Origin of the sequence: Rhizobium favelukesii (genome assembly GCF_000577275.2) — a bacterium.
In the GTDB taxonomy this organism is placed as follows: Bacteria; Pseudomonadota; Alphaproteobacteria; order Rhizobiales; family Rhizobiaceae; genus Rhizobium; species Rhizobium favelukesii.
On sequence record NZ_HG916852.1, the window covers coordinates 1,148,331 to 1,163,360 of the forward strand.

Genomic DNA, 15,030 nt, shown 5'->3' on the forward strand with positions numbered 1-15,030 from the left:
ATGCTGATCGTCAAGCCAGGCAGCAATGCACTCACCGAGCTTGAACCGATCGATGAGCCTTTGCCGGCCATCGGCGCCGATGAAATCGAGCCGCGCTTCCGCGCTGTCGTCGGCCGCGGCGGCGAACGACGTGGCATCCGGCTCGAACGGATCTACTGGGATGGCCTCGGTCGCATGTCGTCGGCCGGCAAGATGAGCACTGCCGACCTCGTGCACCACACAGCCTCGCAGATGCCCGAGTCTGGCAATCTCGCCTCGCTGCTGCGCGTCCTCAGCTTCAAGTGGGCGCTGCGCCGGCTGGACACGGTCGAGGACGCGTCATCGCTGGCAAACGTCAATGCCATCATCCAGGCGTCGCCGTCGCCGACGATCCTGCTTACGCAGGAGAAGAAGATCCAACTCTTCAACGATCCCTTCCTGACCATGCTGCGCCAGCGTCTCCCGCTTGGAGATACGGCGCAGTTGACGAAAAGCTTGAGGTTTTCGATCGACACGCAGATCGACGAAGCGATCGCAACGCTCTATCGCAACCGCGGCAAGACGCTGAACACCGGCTTCACCATTGCCGTCGGCTCACAGTCGATGAAGGGGCAGATCAATCTGGCTCTGGCGCCGACGCATGAGAAGTCGATGCTGATCGGCTACATCTCACGTTATTGATCGACTAATCGGACATGAAAAAAGGCAGCTGAACTCAACCGCCTTTTTCTGTGTCTTGCTTGTGATCCTCAAAACGCCACGCCTTCGCCGGGAGCCACCTTTTCCAGCGGCATTGCCGAAGCCACCTGCTTGGCGCCGGTGCGCGTTCCGTGCAGATAGCCTTTGCCGTCCGCAATCGAATAGAGCGGCACGTAGTCGGGCAGCTTTGTATCGGGCAGAACCTCGTCACGCATGTTGTCGACGATGAAGCGATTGCCGTTGACCGCGACGGAAAGCACCGCGTGGTAGAAGTGCCGCTTCTGGTCGAACAGGACGACAACTGACATGTCCTTGAGATCGACGCCTTCGGCGTGCAGGGCCGCCATCTTCAGGATCGCGAAGTCCTCGCAATCGCCCTGCTGGCGCAAAAGCGTTTCGGCGGGCGTTGCCCAGTAGTCAGCCACCTTGTAGGTGTCGATGTCGCGGCTGTAGCGGATCGTGTGGTTGATCGTGACGTTGACCGCGTTCAGCTTGTCGCGGATCGAGGACTGCGAAGTCTTGGTGAAGGCAACCTTGATCGCGGTCGCGGCGTCGGAGCATCTGCCTGCGCTGCAGTTGATCGCGGTTCCATCCGCCATTTCCGACAGCGACGGTGCTAACTTCTTCAGAGCGGCAAGACGCTTGAAAGGAATGGCGACGGTTCCGAATGCGCCGCTGCCCATCGGCGCCGCAATCGCCGGGCGCTCGGCTGGCTGCACCGGTGCGACGCCCTCCTTCACCCAGCCGGCAGGCTCGGGCTGCAGCGATCGGGTCAGCGCAGTAACGTCCATGGTACCGATGGCGTTCGCCGCCAGGCTGAGGAGGTTGGCGACGCCGCCAAGGGTCAGCACGCGGGCTGTGTCAGCAGCGAAGTCAACGGAGTACATCGCGCCGGAAATCCGTGGAGACGGAAGCGCGGAGGCCGACGAGATATTCGGCGACAACGCAAGGGAAAATGCGGAGAAAGTAAAAGCGGCGATATTGCTTTTCTTTATACTGCGCTTCATGGATCGTCGTCTCTCGTTGGCTGAGAGAAACGTACAAAACAGCTATAAAAATCAGGTATTTAAGCGTGGATAAGGCCAGTATAAATTATCCATTCAAAAGAACATAAAAGTTTAGCGTGTCCATCAACCAAGTTTGGGCGAAGGGTTTGCTTTCCCGTGTTGCCTGTGCAGATATGAAATCTGCCAAAAGGCCGGAAGAGGCCGCGATTACGAGAGTGGGGGAACAGGTGACAGTGCAGTCAATCGGGCAGGTGCTAGGCTCGCATGGTTTACGCTCGACACGGCAAGTGTCGCCTTCGGAAGGCGTCGGTTCTCTGAAACTCATCAAATCCGTTCTCGCAATGTCGATCGTCGTCGCCTGCGGGCTGCTCGCGGGCTGCCAATCCGGCGTCGATGGCATCGCCAAGAATGTGAAGACCAATGATATCAAGGCGCCCTCGAGCGAGGTCGAGGAGAGCTTCGGAGAAACGGGAGCGGAGATCACGCTACTGTTGCCCAAGGGCGCGACCGGCATTTACGACGGCGCTGCACGTGACGTGCGCGACGGCGCCGGCCTCGGCGTCGGCGAACTCGGGGGTAATCAGGTCTTCGTCAAGGTTGTCGACGTGGCCTTCGGCGCTGCGGCTGCCACGACTGCGGTGAGCGCTGCCAAGGCGCGCGGTTCCGTTCTCCTCGTCAGCTATGCATCACCTGCCGTCACTTCGGCTATTGCCGCGGTCCCTGCCGACCAGCGACCGCCTTTGCTCAATCTCGGCGTGCCGGTGCCGCCGACATCTGGCAATGTCTACAACTTCGTTTCCGATGAGATCGACAGCGCCATCGACGGCGCACGGGCAGCCTTTGCCAGCGGGCACAAGAAGGTACTGGTTTTTGCGCAGAGCGATTTTCCGGCCGCGGGCGAGGAGCGGCTGGCAAGCGCCATCCGCGCCGGCGGTGGTACATACCTCGGCCTCACCCGCTATGATCTGACCGATGCCGCCGCATCGGACGCGGTCAAGAGGGCTGGCGCCCATCTGCAGAATGCCGACACCGTGCTCGTCCTCGGGAAAACGGTGATCACGACGACCATTGTGGGCGCTGTGAAAGCAAGCGGCAAGACGAACGTAACCTTCGTCGGCACCAGCGCCTGGCCGTCGCAGGCTTATTCGAATCCCTCGGTGACGGGCACGGTGATTGCCATGGTCGAGCCCGAGGGCGCGACGATGATTGGCGAGCGCTACCAGCGCCACTACAAGCGCACGCTCTCTACCGATGCGGCTTACGGTTATGATGCAGTGGCCGTTGCCTCCGGCATTGTCCGAACAAAGGGGCCGGAGGGGATGAACGCGCAGAACCTGACCAGTAACGTCGGCTTCCGCGGTGTGACCGGTCTCTTCAGGTTGACGCCCGCCGGTACCGTGGAGCGCAAGATGAGCCTCTATTCCCTCAGCGGCGGCAAGCTCACTCTGCTCGGAGCGACGCCGGCGTCGTTCTGATGTTGACACCATCCTCGGGCATAACCACGTCTCCAGGCGCTGCACGCATGGAGGAGCCGATGCTCGTCGAGGATGCCGAAACCTTGCCGCCCGCGATCATGGACTGCAACTTCTCGTTCGACGTCACCTCGGAGCTATTGGCGCCATATGACGATCCGTTCGGGCAGGTTCGGGTTGTAGAGCCCTATCGCAAGTCGTACGGCTTTGACCCGGACGACTTTACGGCTGGACCAGATCGGCGCTTGGTGATTGCAAGCCGAGCGGGCAGGGCGTGCGGTTACCTCCTCTTGTCGAAGAGCTGGAACGGCTTTGTCTCGGTGGAAGACCTCGCGGTCGATCGGACAGCCAGGAGATCCGGTGCCGGCAGGATGCTTATGGACCGCGCCGTCGGCTGGGCGCGCGAGCAAGACGCGCCCGGCATCCGTTTGGAGACCCAATCGAACAACGTGGCCGCCTGCCGCTTCCACAAGCGATATGGCTTCGAACTCGGCGGATACGACAAGTATCTCTACGCCGCGTTGGAGCAGCGCAGAGAGACGGCGCTCTTCTTGTACCTGTTCCTTACGGCTGTTGAAGTCTAAGGCCGTGCCGAAGCAAAGAAAAGCTCTGGGCTTTCCACTTCAACGAGCCGTCGGCGCTCGATCTGCCAGAACCGGTTGCCGACCGCGCGGACGAAGCTGCGGTCGTGCGAGACCACGAGGCAACTGGCCTGACGTGCCATGAGCTCGCCCTCCAGCGCTTCCTGCCCGTCGATGTCGAGGTGGTTCGTGGGCTCGTCGAGCAGGTAGAAATTCGGCTCCGCCAGCCGCAGGACCAGCATGCCGAGCCGCGCCTTCTGGCCGCCCGAAAGCCGCCCGACGGCGCGCGACTGCATGTCGATGGTCATGCCGGCACCCGCCAGCAGCGCCCGCGCCCGCTGATCGCCGACCTCGAAACGGCGGATGATCGTCTCCATCGGCGTGTCCTTGTCCTTGAGGTCGGCAAGCGCCTGATCTCTGTAGCCGAGAACCAGGGAAGGTGTCGCCTTGATACCGTCCTGTGCCGTCTCGGCATTGCCGATCGCCTTTCGCAGCATCGCAATCAGCCGCGATTTGCCGGCGCCGTTCTCGCCGAGCAGCACGATCCGGTCACCCTGGCAGATGAACTGCTTGCCGGTCCGGAAGAGCGGCGTGCCGTCGGGCGTGCAGACCACGGCGTCGTCGAGCGTCACCAGCACCTTGGCATGCGTGCCGCGGTTGGCGAGCTTGATCGCACCGGCCGACCGCTCGAGGTGGGCGGGCTTGGCCGCATCCTCCAGCTTGTCGGCGCGTTGCTTCAGCTGTTTGGTCTTGACCACCAGCAGGTCGCTGCCGGAGTTGATGCCGATATTGTTGAGCTTCGCGGCCTGCTTCCGCAGTTGCTCGGCCGTCTTCATGTCGCGCTCGTAGCGTCGCTTGTCGGCTGTATCCGCCTCGTCCAGCGCCGCCCGCGCCCGACTGTAAGGTAGGGAAAAGACCTGCGATTGCTCCGGTCGCAGGAACAGCGTGCGATTGGTGACGGCATCGAGAAAGGCACGATCATGGCTGGAGATAATGACTGGAACGTCGCGGGGCAGGGCATTCAACCATTCCTCGAGTGCCGCTATCTTGCCGAGATCAAGGTGGTTGGTCGGCTCGTCGAGCAGCAGTGCGTCCGGCTCCAGCACCCAAGTACGCGCCAGCATCGCCAGCCGCTGCCAGCCGCCGCTGAGCTGTCCGACCGGGCGGCTGCGCAAGGCTTCCGGCACGTCGAGTGACTCCAGCGCGATGTCGACGCGCCAGCTTTCGTTCGCCTGCTGGTCGGCGGGCAGCGCCTGAAGGACCGCATCGTGGAACGGAACGTCAAGCAACCCTGTCGGCACGTCCTGCTCGACATGGCCGATCGTCAGTCCGCGCGAGCGCGTGATGTCGCCATGGGTTGCCTCCAGCGTGCCTGAAATGCAACGCAGCAGCGTGGACTTGCCACGGCCGTTGGCGGCGACGAGACCGAGACGGTCGCCGGCATTGATGATGAGGTCGAGCTTGGCAAAGAGTGGTGCGCTCAGAGTGACGCCGAGATTGCGGATATTGATAAGGGTCACGATCTTGCTCTGGTCTTGCCGAGCGATCACACGGGCGAGGGCATGCGGCCTTCATCGCGTGCGTGTGCTCAAGCTCGGTGGATGGATCGTTGCAGACGAGCTGAATGCCCGAACTGCTGCCACGAGGGGCAGACCAGGAAGAGAGTTTGTGAGAAACGGTCTCTGGTCAGCCCTGCAAACGCATTTGCAGGGCGTTGACGGGGCCACGCTGCCGGTTGAACCGGAAATAGCATTTTTGCACGCGACCCTCCTTTCTCTTTGAGTGCACAGGCGAAATACCATCAGGCATGCAGAAATGCAACCGAAACGGTTGCATCGGCCCATTCAGAAACTCTGTGCGGAGGAGGATTGCCACGCGCCGCGACAAGGCCCGGACATGATCCGCGGCGCTCCTGGTGATGGCCACCACCAAAATCTGGCTTCCACGTCCACGCCTCTTGAACATGGCCTAGTCACCGGGCGGCTCCGACCACAATGTCACCTTCGTCCATTCGTTGGCGCCCTCTATAATATGGAAGACGGGGTTTTGATATCGTAATAGGCGTCTTCATCTGTGGGGAAGCGCTCGGCCAGACGCTGCTTGATGACCCCACAGGCGTTTCCAGCTATCCGATCGGTCCGCAAGAAATCGCGGCAAAGGAGCGGATAAAGCCGGTTGAATCGCGCTTTTTCGCAAACGTGCGCATTTGTTGCCCGTCGGTTGGTGCTACGGAAGAGCATCTTTCTCAGCTCCTCTTCAGCCAACTCAATTCCGGGGGGCAATGATCAATCACCGCCAAATTGCGTCTAAAGCCCCTCGTTCAAAAGCGGCGCTGTCAACGTTTTCCAGATCGTCCACGGTGAGTTGAATATCGATGATATCCTTTGCGGCAAGACCTGGGGCCGCTGTGGAGCCAATGTGGTGTATATATGCGCCTGCCGGCGCGGTCCGCATGGCAACTATCCTCAGATCTGCGAAATCTTCGAGCCACCTCGGTCGAGATTGCCCAATTTCTATTCGCACCGAAGCTCCTCACCTGGACTACGATCGATGGCAGGGTTGCCTTGCGGCCAACCGATCACATCCGGACAAAGACGCTGATCAGTTGAGTCAGCATGGCCTAACTTGCACAGGGCGGTTTGGCTGTTATAAGCGCCCCGATTGGCAAATTCTTGCTTTCAGGAGAAAAGCCCATGGCAGGCGGTGACGACGACTACGTTTATGACGAAGTGACGGGTGAATGGCGTCCGGCTGCGGAATTGGCTGCCGCCGGGCAGGGGGCGAGCGAGGTCCGGGATGCTTCCGGAAATGTCCTCACGGATGGCGATTCCGTCACCTTGATCAAGGATCTGAAGGTCAAGGGGGCCAATCAGACCCTGAAGCAAGGTACGGTTATCAGGTCGATCCGGTTGACGGATAACCCGGAAGAGATCGACTGCCGCCACGACACCATCAAAGGCCTTGTCTTGCGCACGGAGTTCGTGCGCAAGCGGTGAGCGCCGTGATTGGCGGAGAACTATGGGACGCGGCGCAGGACGAGCGCAGCGCCCTTTCCGCTCAGCGCTTCAAACTGCCCAGGATGCCGCGCACCAGTGCCCGGCCGACCTGTGTCGCGACCGTGCGAGCTACGCTCTTCATCGCGGCCTCGACGACCGTCTCGCGCTGGTAGCCGGACGAGCGGGCGCGGCCCTCGGTCTTGCTCTGCTGCTCGTTGTCGTCATCGCCGAAGCCCGGCAGCGTCCAGCGACCCGAGGCACTGCCCTCGGTCGGCTGCGTCGGTTGCGCCTGCTTGGCTGCGTCGGAGTCAGACGCTTTCTTGGCGCGCGCAGCCAGGATCTCGAAGGCGGATTCTCGATCGAGATCCTCGTCGTAGACGCCGAGCACCGGGCTCTTGTCCATGACCTGCTGGCGCTCCGGATCGGTCAACGGGCCGACGCGGCCGGACGGTGGACGGATCAGCGTCCGCTCGACGATCGAGGGCGATCCTTTTGCCTCGAGTGTGGACAGCAGCGCCTCGCCCGTGTCGAGCGTGGTGATGACGGTGGCACAGTCGAAGGCTGGGTTGGGCCGGAAGGTGTCCGCAGCCGTCTTCACCGCCTTCTGCTCGCGTGGGGAATAGGCGCGCAGCGCGTGCTGCACCCGGTTGCCGAGCTGCGCGAGTACGGTCTCCGGCACGTCGAGCGGATTCTGCGTCACGAAATAGACGCCGACGCCCTTCGAACGGATGAGGCGGACAACCTGTTCGACACGCTCGATCAGCACCTTCGGCGCGTCGTTGAAGAGCAGATGTGCCTCGTCGAAGAAGAAAACGAGGTTCGGCTTCTCGGGATCTCCGACCTCAGGCAGTTCCTCGAAGAGTTCGGAGAGCAGCCACAGCAAGAAGGTTGCATAGAGGCGCGGGTTCATCATCAGCTTGTCGGCGGCAAGCACCGAGATCTGACCATAGCCGCGGTTGTTGGTCCGCATGATGTCGGTGATCTTGAGTGCGGGTTCGCCGAAGAAATGCTCCGCACCCTGTTGTTCCAGCACGAGCAAGCCTCGCTGGATCGAGGCGACCGACGCCTTCGAGATCAGGCCGAATTGGCTGGATAGTACGGTTGCGTTCTCCGCCATGTAGTTAAGCAGCGAGGAAAAATCCTTGAGGTCGAGCAGCGGCATGCCGCCCTGGTCGGCGATCTTGAAGGCGATGTTGATGACGCCTTCCTGTGGCTCGGAAGCATCCATCAGCCGCGCAAGCAGCAGCGGTCCCATCTCGGCGATCGTGGTACGGACGCGGTGGCCCTTTTCACCGAAGAGGTCCCAGAAGATCACCGGGAACTGGTCGAATTCGTAGTCGTCGAAGCCGATCTGCTCGGCCCGTTTGGTCAGGAAGTCCTTCGGTTCGCCCTTGGCGGCGATGCCGGAGAGGTCGCCCTTGATGTCGGCGCAGAAGACGGGCACGCCGGCCTTCGAAAAGCCCTCGGCAAGCACCTGCAGCGTTACCGTCTTGCCGGTGCCGGTGGCGCCCGTCACCAGGCCATGGCGGTTTCCGAATTTCAGGTCGAGATATTCCGGCTTGTTGATGCTGTCGTCCGGATTGCGGCTGACGCCGACGAAAATCTTGCCTTCCTCGAGCATTTCGAAAATTCTCCCTACGGCTGTCGGCGCCGATTGCGTCAAAGTGCGGAGCGTCGTTTTCCGCACGGTCATTGTAATATCGCTTCCCTGTTATAAGCAGGGAGTCCAGTGCGGACAACGGTCTGCATTAAAAGGAAAAGTAGGATAAAGCCTGCTTTTGCGGCAGGCGGCTTGAGTTGCCCCGAAAGTTCAATTAACGTTGACGTCAACGTCAAAAATAGGAGGCTGACAATGAATGAAATCGTAGACCAGATCGCCGCGCGCGTGGGCATCCCCGCAGAGGTGGCCGAAAAGGCGCTCGGCATGATGCTCGGCTTCCTGCAGCGCGAAGCGGCAGACGGTCCGGTCGCCAAGATGATCGAGGCCATTCCGGGCGCCTCCGATCTCGTTGCCAAGTATAACGGCGAAGGCGAGGGCGGTGGCGGCGGGATCCTTGGCAGCATCATGGGCGCGCTCGGCGGCGGCGGCATCATGGCGCTCGGCCAGCAACTGATGTCGGAAGGCCTCGGCATGGGCGAGATCACGACACTTGCCAAGGAAACCATCGCGATTGCCGAGCAGCATGCCGGCAAGGAAGTCGTAGACGAGGTTGTCGGCTCGGTTCCGGGTCTCAGCCAGTTCGTCTAAGCGGCAAGCCAAGACTTTCGGCGGGCGGGCTTGTCCCCGCCCGTTTGCATTTGTAGCTATGGCGTTACGCCGAGCAAGGTCAGCCAGGTTTGCGACTGGTCTCTGGCAGCTTTGCGCCCGGCATCGTCAAGCGCGCGAGGGCCGCAGTAACGGTTGATGTTGGCCCGGTCGGCGTCGTTGATCTGAGGATTGCGCGATGCGGCGATGACCTGGCGCCAGGCGCAGCCAAGGATGGGCTCGACAACGATGCCCTTGTTGCAGCCGGTGCTCAGGCAGAAAGAGACTTTTCGCTGACTTTCAACGCGGCCAGCGATCGCATCGGCGTAAAGGCCGGTCCAAGCCGCACGAATTTCAGCGCAGCGCTCGGCGGCATCGCTTTCGTGGCAACTGATCTTCGGCACATAGCTGTCCGCAGGCGGCCAGTCGGCAACCTCGGCGAGGCTGACGCATCCACAGGCAAGAAGAGCTGCGGCAATCAACTGCAACATCGGGCTCCTTTGCTTGGCGCAAGCGGCAAGAGAATCACGCGAGACAAGCTCAAGGATTTCTTTACTTGTTAAAGGAGCACTTCTGAAGCGTCATTATGTCAGGATCGGCAAGGCAAGCGGTCAATGCTTGCTCTTCGTTTCCCTTGCCAGCTGAAGGATGACGTCGTCAGCCGCGTCGGCCAGCGCCATCGCGATTTCGGCCGCCTTCCATCCCCGCTTCTCACCATTGCGGATGAGCTCGAAGAGGAGGGGCTCGAACTCCGACCTGCAGGTTTCCATACGTTGATCGGAAATCGAACGATTCTTAGACAAATGAGTATCTACCATGTCAATACCCCAAAACCCTCGAGATAGATTTAGCAAGGCGGTGGAAGAGCGCAAGTAAATATATTAATCGAGCTTTAACAATTTCGACTAATATATACTTTATTCGCCAAATGATAGAAAAACGCAAGAAGGGCCCGTCGGGGTTGGACGAGCCCCGCCTTCTTTGTCGCATTGGAACAGCAACGCGGTCAGCAGGAAAATCTTCGCTGTCAAAGGCGAAAGGGTCAACACATCAATATTTTGTATAGCGTACCATAAATGTGTTGCGATGGATTACGATCACATATTCATGATACAATATTTTCGCTCGCCATACGGGAGGCGTAGCGAAATGCTCTTCTGCTTTACTTTAGTTAAACGTGTATTTCCGAAATTACTTTCGAATGTGGTTGTGGATGATCACACCCAGCTCGTGCCATTCTCGGCCATCGCGCCGGATGAGTTCCTCGGCGCAAGACGGACCCATGCTCCCCGGTGCATAGGCCTCCGGAGTTTCGCTGATTTTCGCCCAGATATCGAGGAATGGCTGCACGGCCGCCCAGCCGGCTTCGATGCCGTCGGCGCGCTGGAAGAGCGTCTGGTCGCCGATGAAGAGATCGTAGAGGAGGGACTCGTATCCGGTCATCTTGCCGATGTCGAATTTGTCGGCATAGCGGAAGTCGAGCGAGACGGGGACGGTGTCCACGGAAAGGCCGGGTGACTTGATGGAGATCTCGACGCTCAGCCCCTCATCCGGCTGGACCTGGATGACCATCCTGTTCGGCGGCAGTTGCCGCTTCACGTCGGTCTCACGAAACTGCGCGAACGGCACCTGCCGAAAAGTCACCACGATCTCCGTATCGCGCGCCTTCATCGCCTTGCCGGTTCTCAAATAAAACGGCACGCCTGCCCAACGCCATGTATCGACAAAGAGCTTCAGCGCGACGAAGGTTTCGGTGTTGCTGTCGGGCGATACATCCTTGGCCTGGCGGAACGCCGTGATGTCGTTGCCATCGAGCTTGCCGGCCGTATAGGCGCCGCGCACGGCATGGGTGACTGCCTCCTCCGGTGTGCAGATGCGAAGCGCGCTCAGCGCCTTGCTCTTCTCGGTACGGATCGCCTCTGCGCCAAAACCGTTCGGGGCCTCCATCGCGATCATCGCCAGCAGCTGGAACAGGTGATTGGGGACCATGTCGCGCAGCGCGCCGGTGGCGTCGTAGAATTTGCCGCGCGTACCGACGTCGACCGTTTCGGCGGCCGTGATCTGTACGTGGTCGATATAGTTGTTGTTCCAGAGCGCCTCGATCATCATGTTGGCGAAGCGGGCGGTCAGAATGTTCTGCACCGTTTCCTTCCCCAGGAAGTGGTCGAGGCGATAGACCTGGCTCTCGGCGACGTTGCTGAGAATGCGGGCGTTCAACGCGCGGGCCGAGGCGAGGTCGGTGCCGAAAGGCTTTTCGATGGCAATCCGGCGGAAGCATCCGTCAGCCTCGCGGGTCAGGCCCTGTTCGGCCAGCTTTTCGACAAGCGTTCCGAAAAACTGCGGCGGCACGGCGAGATAGAAGGCCGCGTTGCAGCGCGTCAGGTGCTTCTTGATCTCGAGGAATATGCCGTCCTGGGTGAAATCGCCTGAAATGTAGGAGATTCGCTGACGCAGCCGTCGCCATGCATCGTCCGTCTCCGGCAGGATCGGTTCGCTCAGTCCGGAAAGGAAACCGTCCAGTCGTGCCACCAGCGAAGCGTCGTCGCCCGGCTCTATGCCGACGCCGAGAATGTTGAGATCGTCGCCGACCAATCCGCTTCGCGTCAGATTGATGATCGCCGGTATCAGCAGGCGTTGCGTCAGGTCGCCCGTAGCACCGAAAATGACAAGTGTGGCTGGCGGAATGGGGGCGGCGGCCATGAATGTCTCCTCGCTATGTGCGACGACTATAGTGCGCGCGGGTGCGGCGGCAAGCAGGATGCCGCCTGACCATTGCAAGACAATGTCAGCCGATCCTGCCGCCCATCTGATGCGCTAGCCAGGAGGCTTCCACTTCGACGGCGCTCTCAAGCCTTGACGGCAACCATGAAGATCCGCGGGAACCGCAGCAATACGCGGCCGTCCGACATCTTCGGGTAGGCCCTTTCCACGCGGCCGAGGTAGTCGGCCAGAAACGCGTCGCGATGCTCGTCGCCGGCGTGGTCGAGATAAGGCCTGAGACCTGTTCCTTTGACCCATTCGACGATCGCCGCAGCATCCGCCATCGGGTGGTTGTAGGCGGTATGCCAGATGTCGACGCGGGCAGCCTTGCCGATGAGCCGGCTGTAGTAGGTGGAGGGCAGCGGCAGCGGCTGACGGCGAACGCTCTGCGCTTCGAAGGCGGCTTTCCAGGGCCCGACATGCGCCGTCTCCTCCATCAACAGATGGGTTGGCTCGGTCAGGTTGTCCGGCATCTGCACCGCCAGGACGCCGCCCGGCGCAAGTCCGTTTATCAAGCGGTCGAAAATGTCCAGGTGGTTCGGCAGCCACTGGAAGACGGCATTGGCAAAGAGCAGGTCAGCCGGTTCGCTTGGCTGCCAGGTGGCAAGATCGGCCTCGACGAAGGGCGTGCCGGGCATACGGTTGCGGGCGGCCTCCAGCATGTTCAAGTCGCTGTCCAGACCGGAGACACCAGCCGCCCCGAAACGCTCGACGATCAGCTCAGTCGAGTTGCCCGGCCCGCAGCCGAGGTCCACCGCACGACGGACGTGCTCAAGCGGCACCTGCGCCAACAGATCGCGTGCCGGACGCGTGCGTTCATCTTCGAATTTGCCATACTGGCTGGCAGACCACGCCATGGAGCTTTCCTTGATTATGCAGCTTCCTCGATACGCTGGACGCGCACCTTGTCGATGTTGCGGCCGTCCAATTTGACGACCTCGAAGGCGGCTCGCCCGCTGTAAAGCCTTCTCCTTCGTGCGGAAGATGGCCGAGATGCCAGAGAATGAAGCCGGCGAGCGTCGAATATCTGTCCGTCTCATCGATGAGATCTGCGTCGAGCAGCCTGGGGGCATGACGAATGTCGATCCAGCCGTCGACAGTCAACGAGCCGTCCTCGCCGCGTTCGATCGTGAGCTTTTCCTCGTCCTCATCAGGGAATTCGCCGGCAATCGCCTCCAGGAGGTCGGTCGGCGTCACCATGCCTTCAAGATCGCCGTATTCGTCGAGCACGATGGCGACGGCTTGGCTGGATTGGCGCAGTTGCTCCATCAGCTTCAGTGCGCTGATGCTCTCGTGCACCACCAGCGGCTGGCGAATGGAGCGCTCAGGGTTGATCGCGCCGTCGACGATGATGTCGCGCAACAGGTCGCGAGCGCTGGCGATGCCGATGAAATTGTCCAGACTGCCACGGGCAACCGGGAAACGCGAATGGCCGAGGTCGAGGATACGGTGCCGGAGTTCGGCCCGCGGTGCGTCGAGGTCGAGCCAGTCGATGTCCATGCGCGGCGTCATCACCGACTTGGCCGACCGCTCCGCAAGCGTTAGCACGCCCTGGATCATGTCTTTCTCTTCGGAGGAGAAGACCCCTCCGCCTTGAAGACGGACCTCTGCTGATCAACGAGCGCGAATCCTTTTTCTGACTTGGAGCGGACGCCGAACCGGGACGGGACGATCCCGTCGACCTTACGCGCGAGGATGAACAGGTCTTTTCGGTCGCCATCTTTCAGTTCGAGTTCGACTTCACGGATGGCCGATTGTCGGTCGCCGGACATGGCCTCGCCCTGATCGACCACGACCTCGATGAGCGACCCGTTCTCCTTCACGTTCCAGACGCGTCTTTCCACATCGACGTCGAATACCGGCTCTACGGCGAGGTCGCTCCCGAACTCGCTCAACAGCGGGCTCGAATGGTCGAGAACGGGTTCCTCCCCGTCGATGGGAGTTTCCCATTCAGACCGCCCAAAGAGGGACTTGCTGGGTCCGGTGGCCGTCACCGTCTGCATGCAGGCGGCGCCGCTTCGCCGGATGCGGAGTGAGAAGCCTTCCTGGAAGGGCCTCCGCTCGACGGTATCGAAGTAGGTCGACGGCTGCTCCAGAACTTTCTCGGGTTCGCCGAGAAGGTCGGAACCAAGAAGAGACTCCAAGGCCTCGGTTGACAGTTCAAGCTTGATTTCGATTTCGGACGACAAGGTGGACTCCGACTGTTAAGGGGACGGTCGTCACAACGTTGAGGCTGCTGTCGCAGACCGATGTTACACCGATTTATCAACGCGTCCTATGTTTCGAGCAGCATGATGAAGGCGATGCTTGAGGAAGAACACCGAACTGCTGCAGGTGCCAGTCCCTTCGCGCGCGACGTCCGACAGGCAGGTGCGGTCTGTTATCGGCGAAACAAGAACGGCGACCTCAGGATCCTGCTGGTCGGAAGCCGCCGATACGGACGATGGGGCGTTCCCAAAGGACACCTCGATCCTGGCGAAACAACCGCGGCAGCAGCGCTGCGCGAAGCCTTCGAGGAAGCCGGCGTCGAAGGCTTGGTCACTCCGGATGTCTTCGGTTCGTTCTCGTATCGGAAGGACAGTGCACCCCATCAGTATCAGGTCTCGGTCCATCTGTTCGAGGTCTCCCGCTTGGCGACGGAGTTCCCTGAAAAGGCAATGCGGAAGCAGAAGTGGTTCCCGCTCAAGATTGCCATTCGAGACGTCGCTCAGCCGGGGCTGCGGACGCTCCTTTAACGCCTGCGATAGACACCAAGCCAGTCAGGGCGAGGTGAGGGAGGCTGAGACGCGCTCTCGCTCTGTGACCACACGTCATCTTGCTACAAACGTGCCAAACTTGTAGCAACGCCCGGCCGGGTCGCCGGCTCTGGATCTTTAGGAGCGCACCAAAGCATCATGGACGCCGAACATCGTCTCGCGACGTATGGAAGCCTCGCGCCCGGCGAGGTCAATCACGGACAGCTCGACGGCCTTCGCGGCACCTGGCGAAAGGGCACCGTCCGTGGCCGACTTCTTGAGGCCGGATGGGGAGCGGGGATTGGCTTTCCCGGTCTCGTGCTTGATGACGAAGCCTTCGAAGTCCCTGTTTCAGTATTCGAATCCCCGGACCTTCCGGAACACTGGAAGCGTCTCGACGAGTTCGAGGGTGAAAGCTATCAGCGTGTCGTCGCCATGGTCACGGTTGGAGGAGGCGTGCAGGTTGAAGCATTCGTCTACGCATTGGCGAAGATGACCTAACTGAGCGGTTCATTCGGTCGAACGGACATCGTCCTCTTCGGCATTGTCACGTCGG

At 60.8% G+C, this 15,030-nt stretch carries 18 protein-coding genes; 7 read left to right on the forward strand and 11 right to left on the reverse strand.

Going from position 1 to position 15,030, the window contains the following annotated elements:
* A complete protein-coding gene (locus LPU83_RS44000) occupies positions 1-660 on the forward strand; it encodes a ribbon-helix-helix domain-containing protein (protein WP_024317901.1) in 660 nt (219 codons plus the stop codon).
* Between the two features lie 68 nt (positions 661-728).
* Here the strand turns inward: LPU83_RS44000 and LPU83_RS44005 are convergent, their stop codons facing one another.
* On the reverse strand, positions 729-1,685 hold the full coding sequence (locus LPU83_RS44005) for a transglutaminase-like cysteine peptidase (RefSeq protein ID WP_024317902.1): 957 nt from the start codon (positions 1,683-1,685) through the stop codon (positions 729-731).
* Positions 1,686-1,912: 227 nt separating this feature from the next.
* Between LPU83_RS44005 and LPU83_RS44010 the strand changes: the two genes are divergently transcribed.
* Both LPU83_RS44010 and LPU83_RS44015 read left to right on the forward strand, forming a co-directional pair.
* Complete coding sequence (locus tag LPU83_RS44010; protein WP_024317903.1) at positions 1,913-3,160, forward strand: ABC transporter substrate-binding protein; 1,248 nt, start codon at positions 1,913-1,915, stop codon at positions 3,158-3,160.
* A gap of 47 nt (positions 3,161-3,207) precedes the next feature.
* Positions 3,208-3,741 carry a GNAT family N-acetyltransferase gene (locus LPU83_RS44015; RefSeq protein WP_029710364.1) on the forward strand — a complete coding sequence of 178 codons (534 nt, stop codon included), beginning with the start codon at positions 3,208-3,210 and terminating at the stop codon, positions 3,739-3,741.
* Here LPU83_RS44015 and LPU83_RS44020 read toward each other — a convergent pair.
* The 3 genes from LPU83_RS44020 to LPU83_RS75115 all read right to left on the reverse strand — a co-directional run bounded on the left by LPU83_RS44020 (position 3,738) and on the right by LPU83_RS75115 (position 6,261).
* Positions 3,738-5,258, reverse strand: coding sequence for an ABC-F family ATP-binding cassette domain-containing protein (locus LPU83_RS44020; RefSeq protein ID WP_024317905.1), 1,521 nt, complete (start codon positions 5,256-5,258; stop codon positions 3,738-3,740). The two genes, LPU83_RS44015 and LPU83_RS44020, sit on opposite strands and share 4 nt — an antisense overlap.
* A gap of 504 nt (positions 5,259-5,762) precedes the next feature.
* Entirely contained in the window at positions 5,763-5,978 is a 216-nt protein-coding gene (locus LPU83_RS75110; RefSeq protein ID WP_024317907.1) for a GrpB family protein, read from the reverse strand.
* A gap of 49 nt (positions 5,979-6,027) precedes the next feature.
* Positions 6,028-6,261, reverse strand: coding sequence for a GrpB family protein (locus tag LPU83_RS75115; protein ID WP_258579414.1), 234 nt, complete (start codon positions 6,259-6,261; stop codon positions 6,028-6,030).
* Between the two features lie 170 nt (positions 6,262-6,431).
* Between LPU83_RS75115 and LPU83_RS44030 the strand changes: the two genes are divergently transcribed.
* Positions 6,432-6,734, forward strand: a complete 303-nt coding sequence (locus LPU83_RS44030) for an alkylphosphonate utilization protein (RefSeq protein ID WP_024317909.1) — start codon at positions 6,432-6,434, stop codon at positions 6,732-6,734.
* 61 nt (positions 6,735-6,795) lie between these two features.
* On the opposite strand, the gene LPU83_RS44035 is transcribed toward LPU83_RS44030, so the two are convergent.
* Positions 6,796-8,355: a helicase HerA-like C-terminal domain-containing protein gene (locus LPU83_RS44035; protein WP_024317910.1), complete on the reverse strand. Its 1,560-nt coding sequence runs from the start codon at positions 8,353-8,355 to the stop codon at positions 6,796-6,798.
* Positions 8,356-8,586: 231 nt separating this feature from the next.
* Here LPU83_RS44035 and LPU83_RS44040 point away from each other — a divergent pair, with 231 nt between their 5' ends.
* Positions 8,587-8,982 carry a hypothetical protein gene (locus LPU83_RS44040; RefSeq protein WP_024317911.1) on the forward strand — a complete coding sequence of 132 codons (396 nt, stop codon included), beginning with the start codon at positions 8,587-8,589 and terminating at the stop codon, positions 8,980-8,982.
* Positions 8,983-9,038: 56 nt separating this feature from the next.
* Here LPU83_RS44040 and LPU83_RS44045 read toward each other — a convergent pair whose 3' ends face one another.
* The 6 genes from LPU83_RS44045 to LPU83_RS44070 all read right to left on the reverse strand — a co-directional run bounded on the left by LPU83_RS44045 (position 9,039) and on the right by LPU83_RS44070 (position 13,928).
* Entirely contained in the window at positions 9,039-9,470 is a 432-nt protein-coding gene (locus LPU83_RS44045) for a hypothetical protein (protein ID WP_024317912.1), read from the reverse strand.
* 120 nt (positions 9,471-9,590) lie between these two features.
* Positions 9,591-9,782 (reverse strand): hypothetical protein, encoded by a 192-nt coding sequence (locus tag LPU83_RS72995; RefSeq protein WP_141652601.1) that lies wholly within the window; start codon positions 9,780-9,782, stop codon positions 9,591-9,593.
* A 388-nt stretch (positions 9,783-10,170) separates the two neighbouring features.
* Entirely contained in the window at positions 10,171-11,679 is a 1,509-nt protein-coding gene (zwf, locus tag LPU83_RS44055; protein ID WP_024317914.1) for a glucose-6-phosphate dehydrogenase, read from the reverse strand.
* A 146-nt stretch (positions 11,680-11,825) separates the two neighbouring features.
* On the reverse strand, positions 11,826-12,596 hold the full coding sequence (gene tam, locus LPU83_RS44060) for a trans-aconitate 2-methyltransferase (RefSeq protein WP_024317915.1): 771 nt from the start codon (positions 12,594-12,596) through the stop codon (positions 11,826-11,828).
* Positions 12,556-13,299 (reverse strand): hemolysin family protein, encoded by a 744-nt coding sequence (locus LPU83_RS44065; protein WP_051166740.1) that lies wholly within the window; start codon positions 13,297-13,299, stop codon positions 12,556-12,558. The genes tam and LPU83_RS44065 overlap by 41 nt, the downstream gene beginning before the upstream one ends.
* Positions 13,296-13,928, reverse strand: coding sequence for a CYTH domain-containing protein (locus LPU83_RS44070; protein ID WP_024317916.1), 633 nt, complete (start codon positions 13,926-13,928; stop codon positions 13,296-13,298). The genes LPU83_RS44065 and LPU83_RS44070 overlap by 4 nt, the downstream gene beginning before the upstream one ends.
* A gap of 105 nt (positions 13,929-14,033) precedes the next feature.
* On the opposite strand from LPU83_RS44070, the gene LPU83_RS44075 reads away from it, so the two are divergent.
* Both LPU83_RS44075 and LPU83_RS44080 read left to right on the forward strand, forming a co-directional pair.
* On the forward strand, positions 14,034-14,474 hold the full coding sequence (locus tag LPU83_RS44075; protein WP_309475095.1) for an NUDIX hydrolase: 441 nt from the start codon (positions 14,034-14,036) through the stop codon (positions 14,472-14,474).
* Positions 14,475-14,633: 159 nt separating this feature from the next.
* Positions 14,634-14,975: a gamma-glutamylcyclotransferase family protein gene (locus LPU83_RS44080; protein WP_024317917.1), complete on the forward strand. Its 342-nt coding sequence runs from the start codon at positions 14,634-14,636 to the stop codon at positions 14,973-14,975.
* The last annotated feature ends 55 nt before the right edge of the window (positions 14,976-15,030 follow it).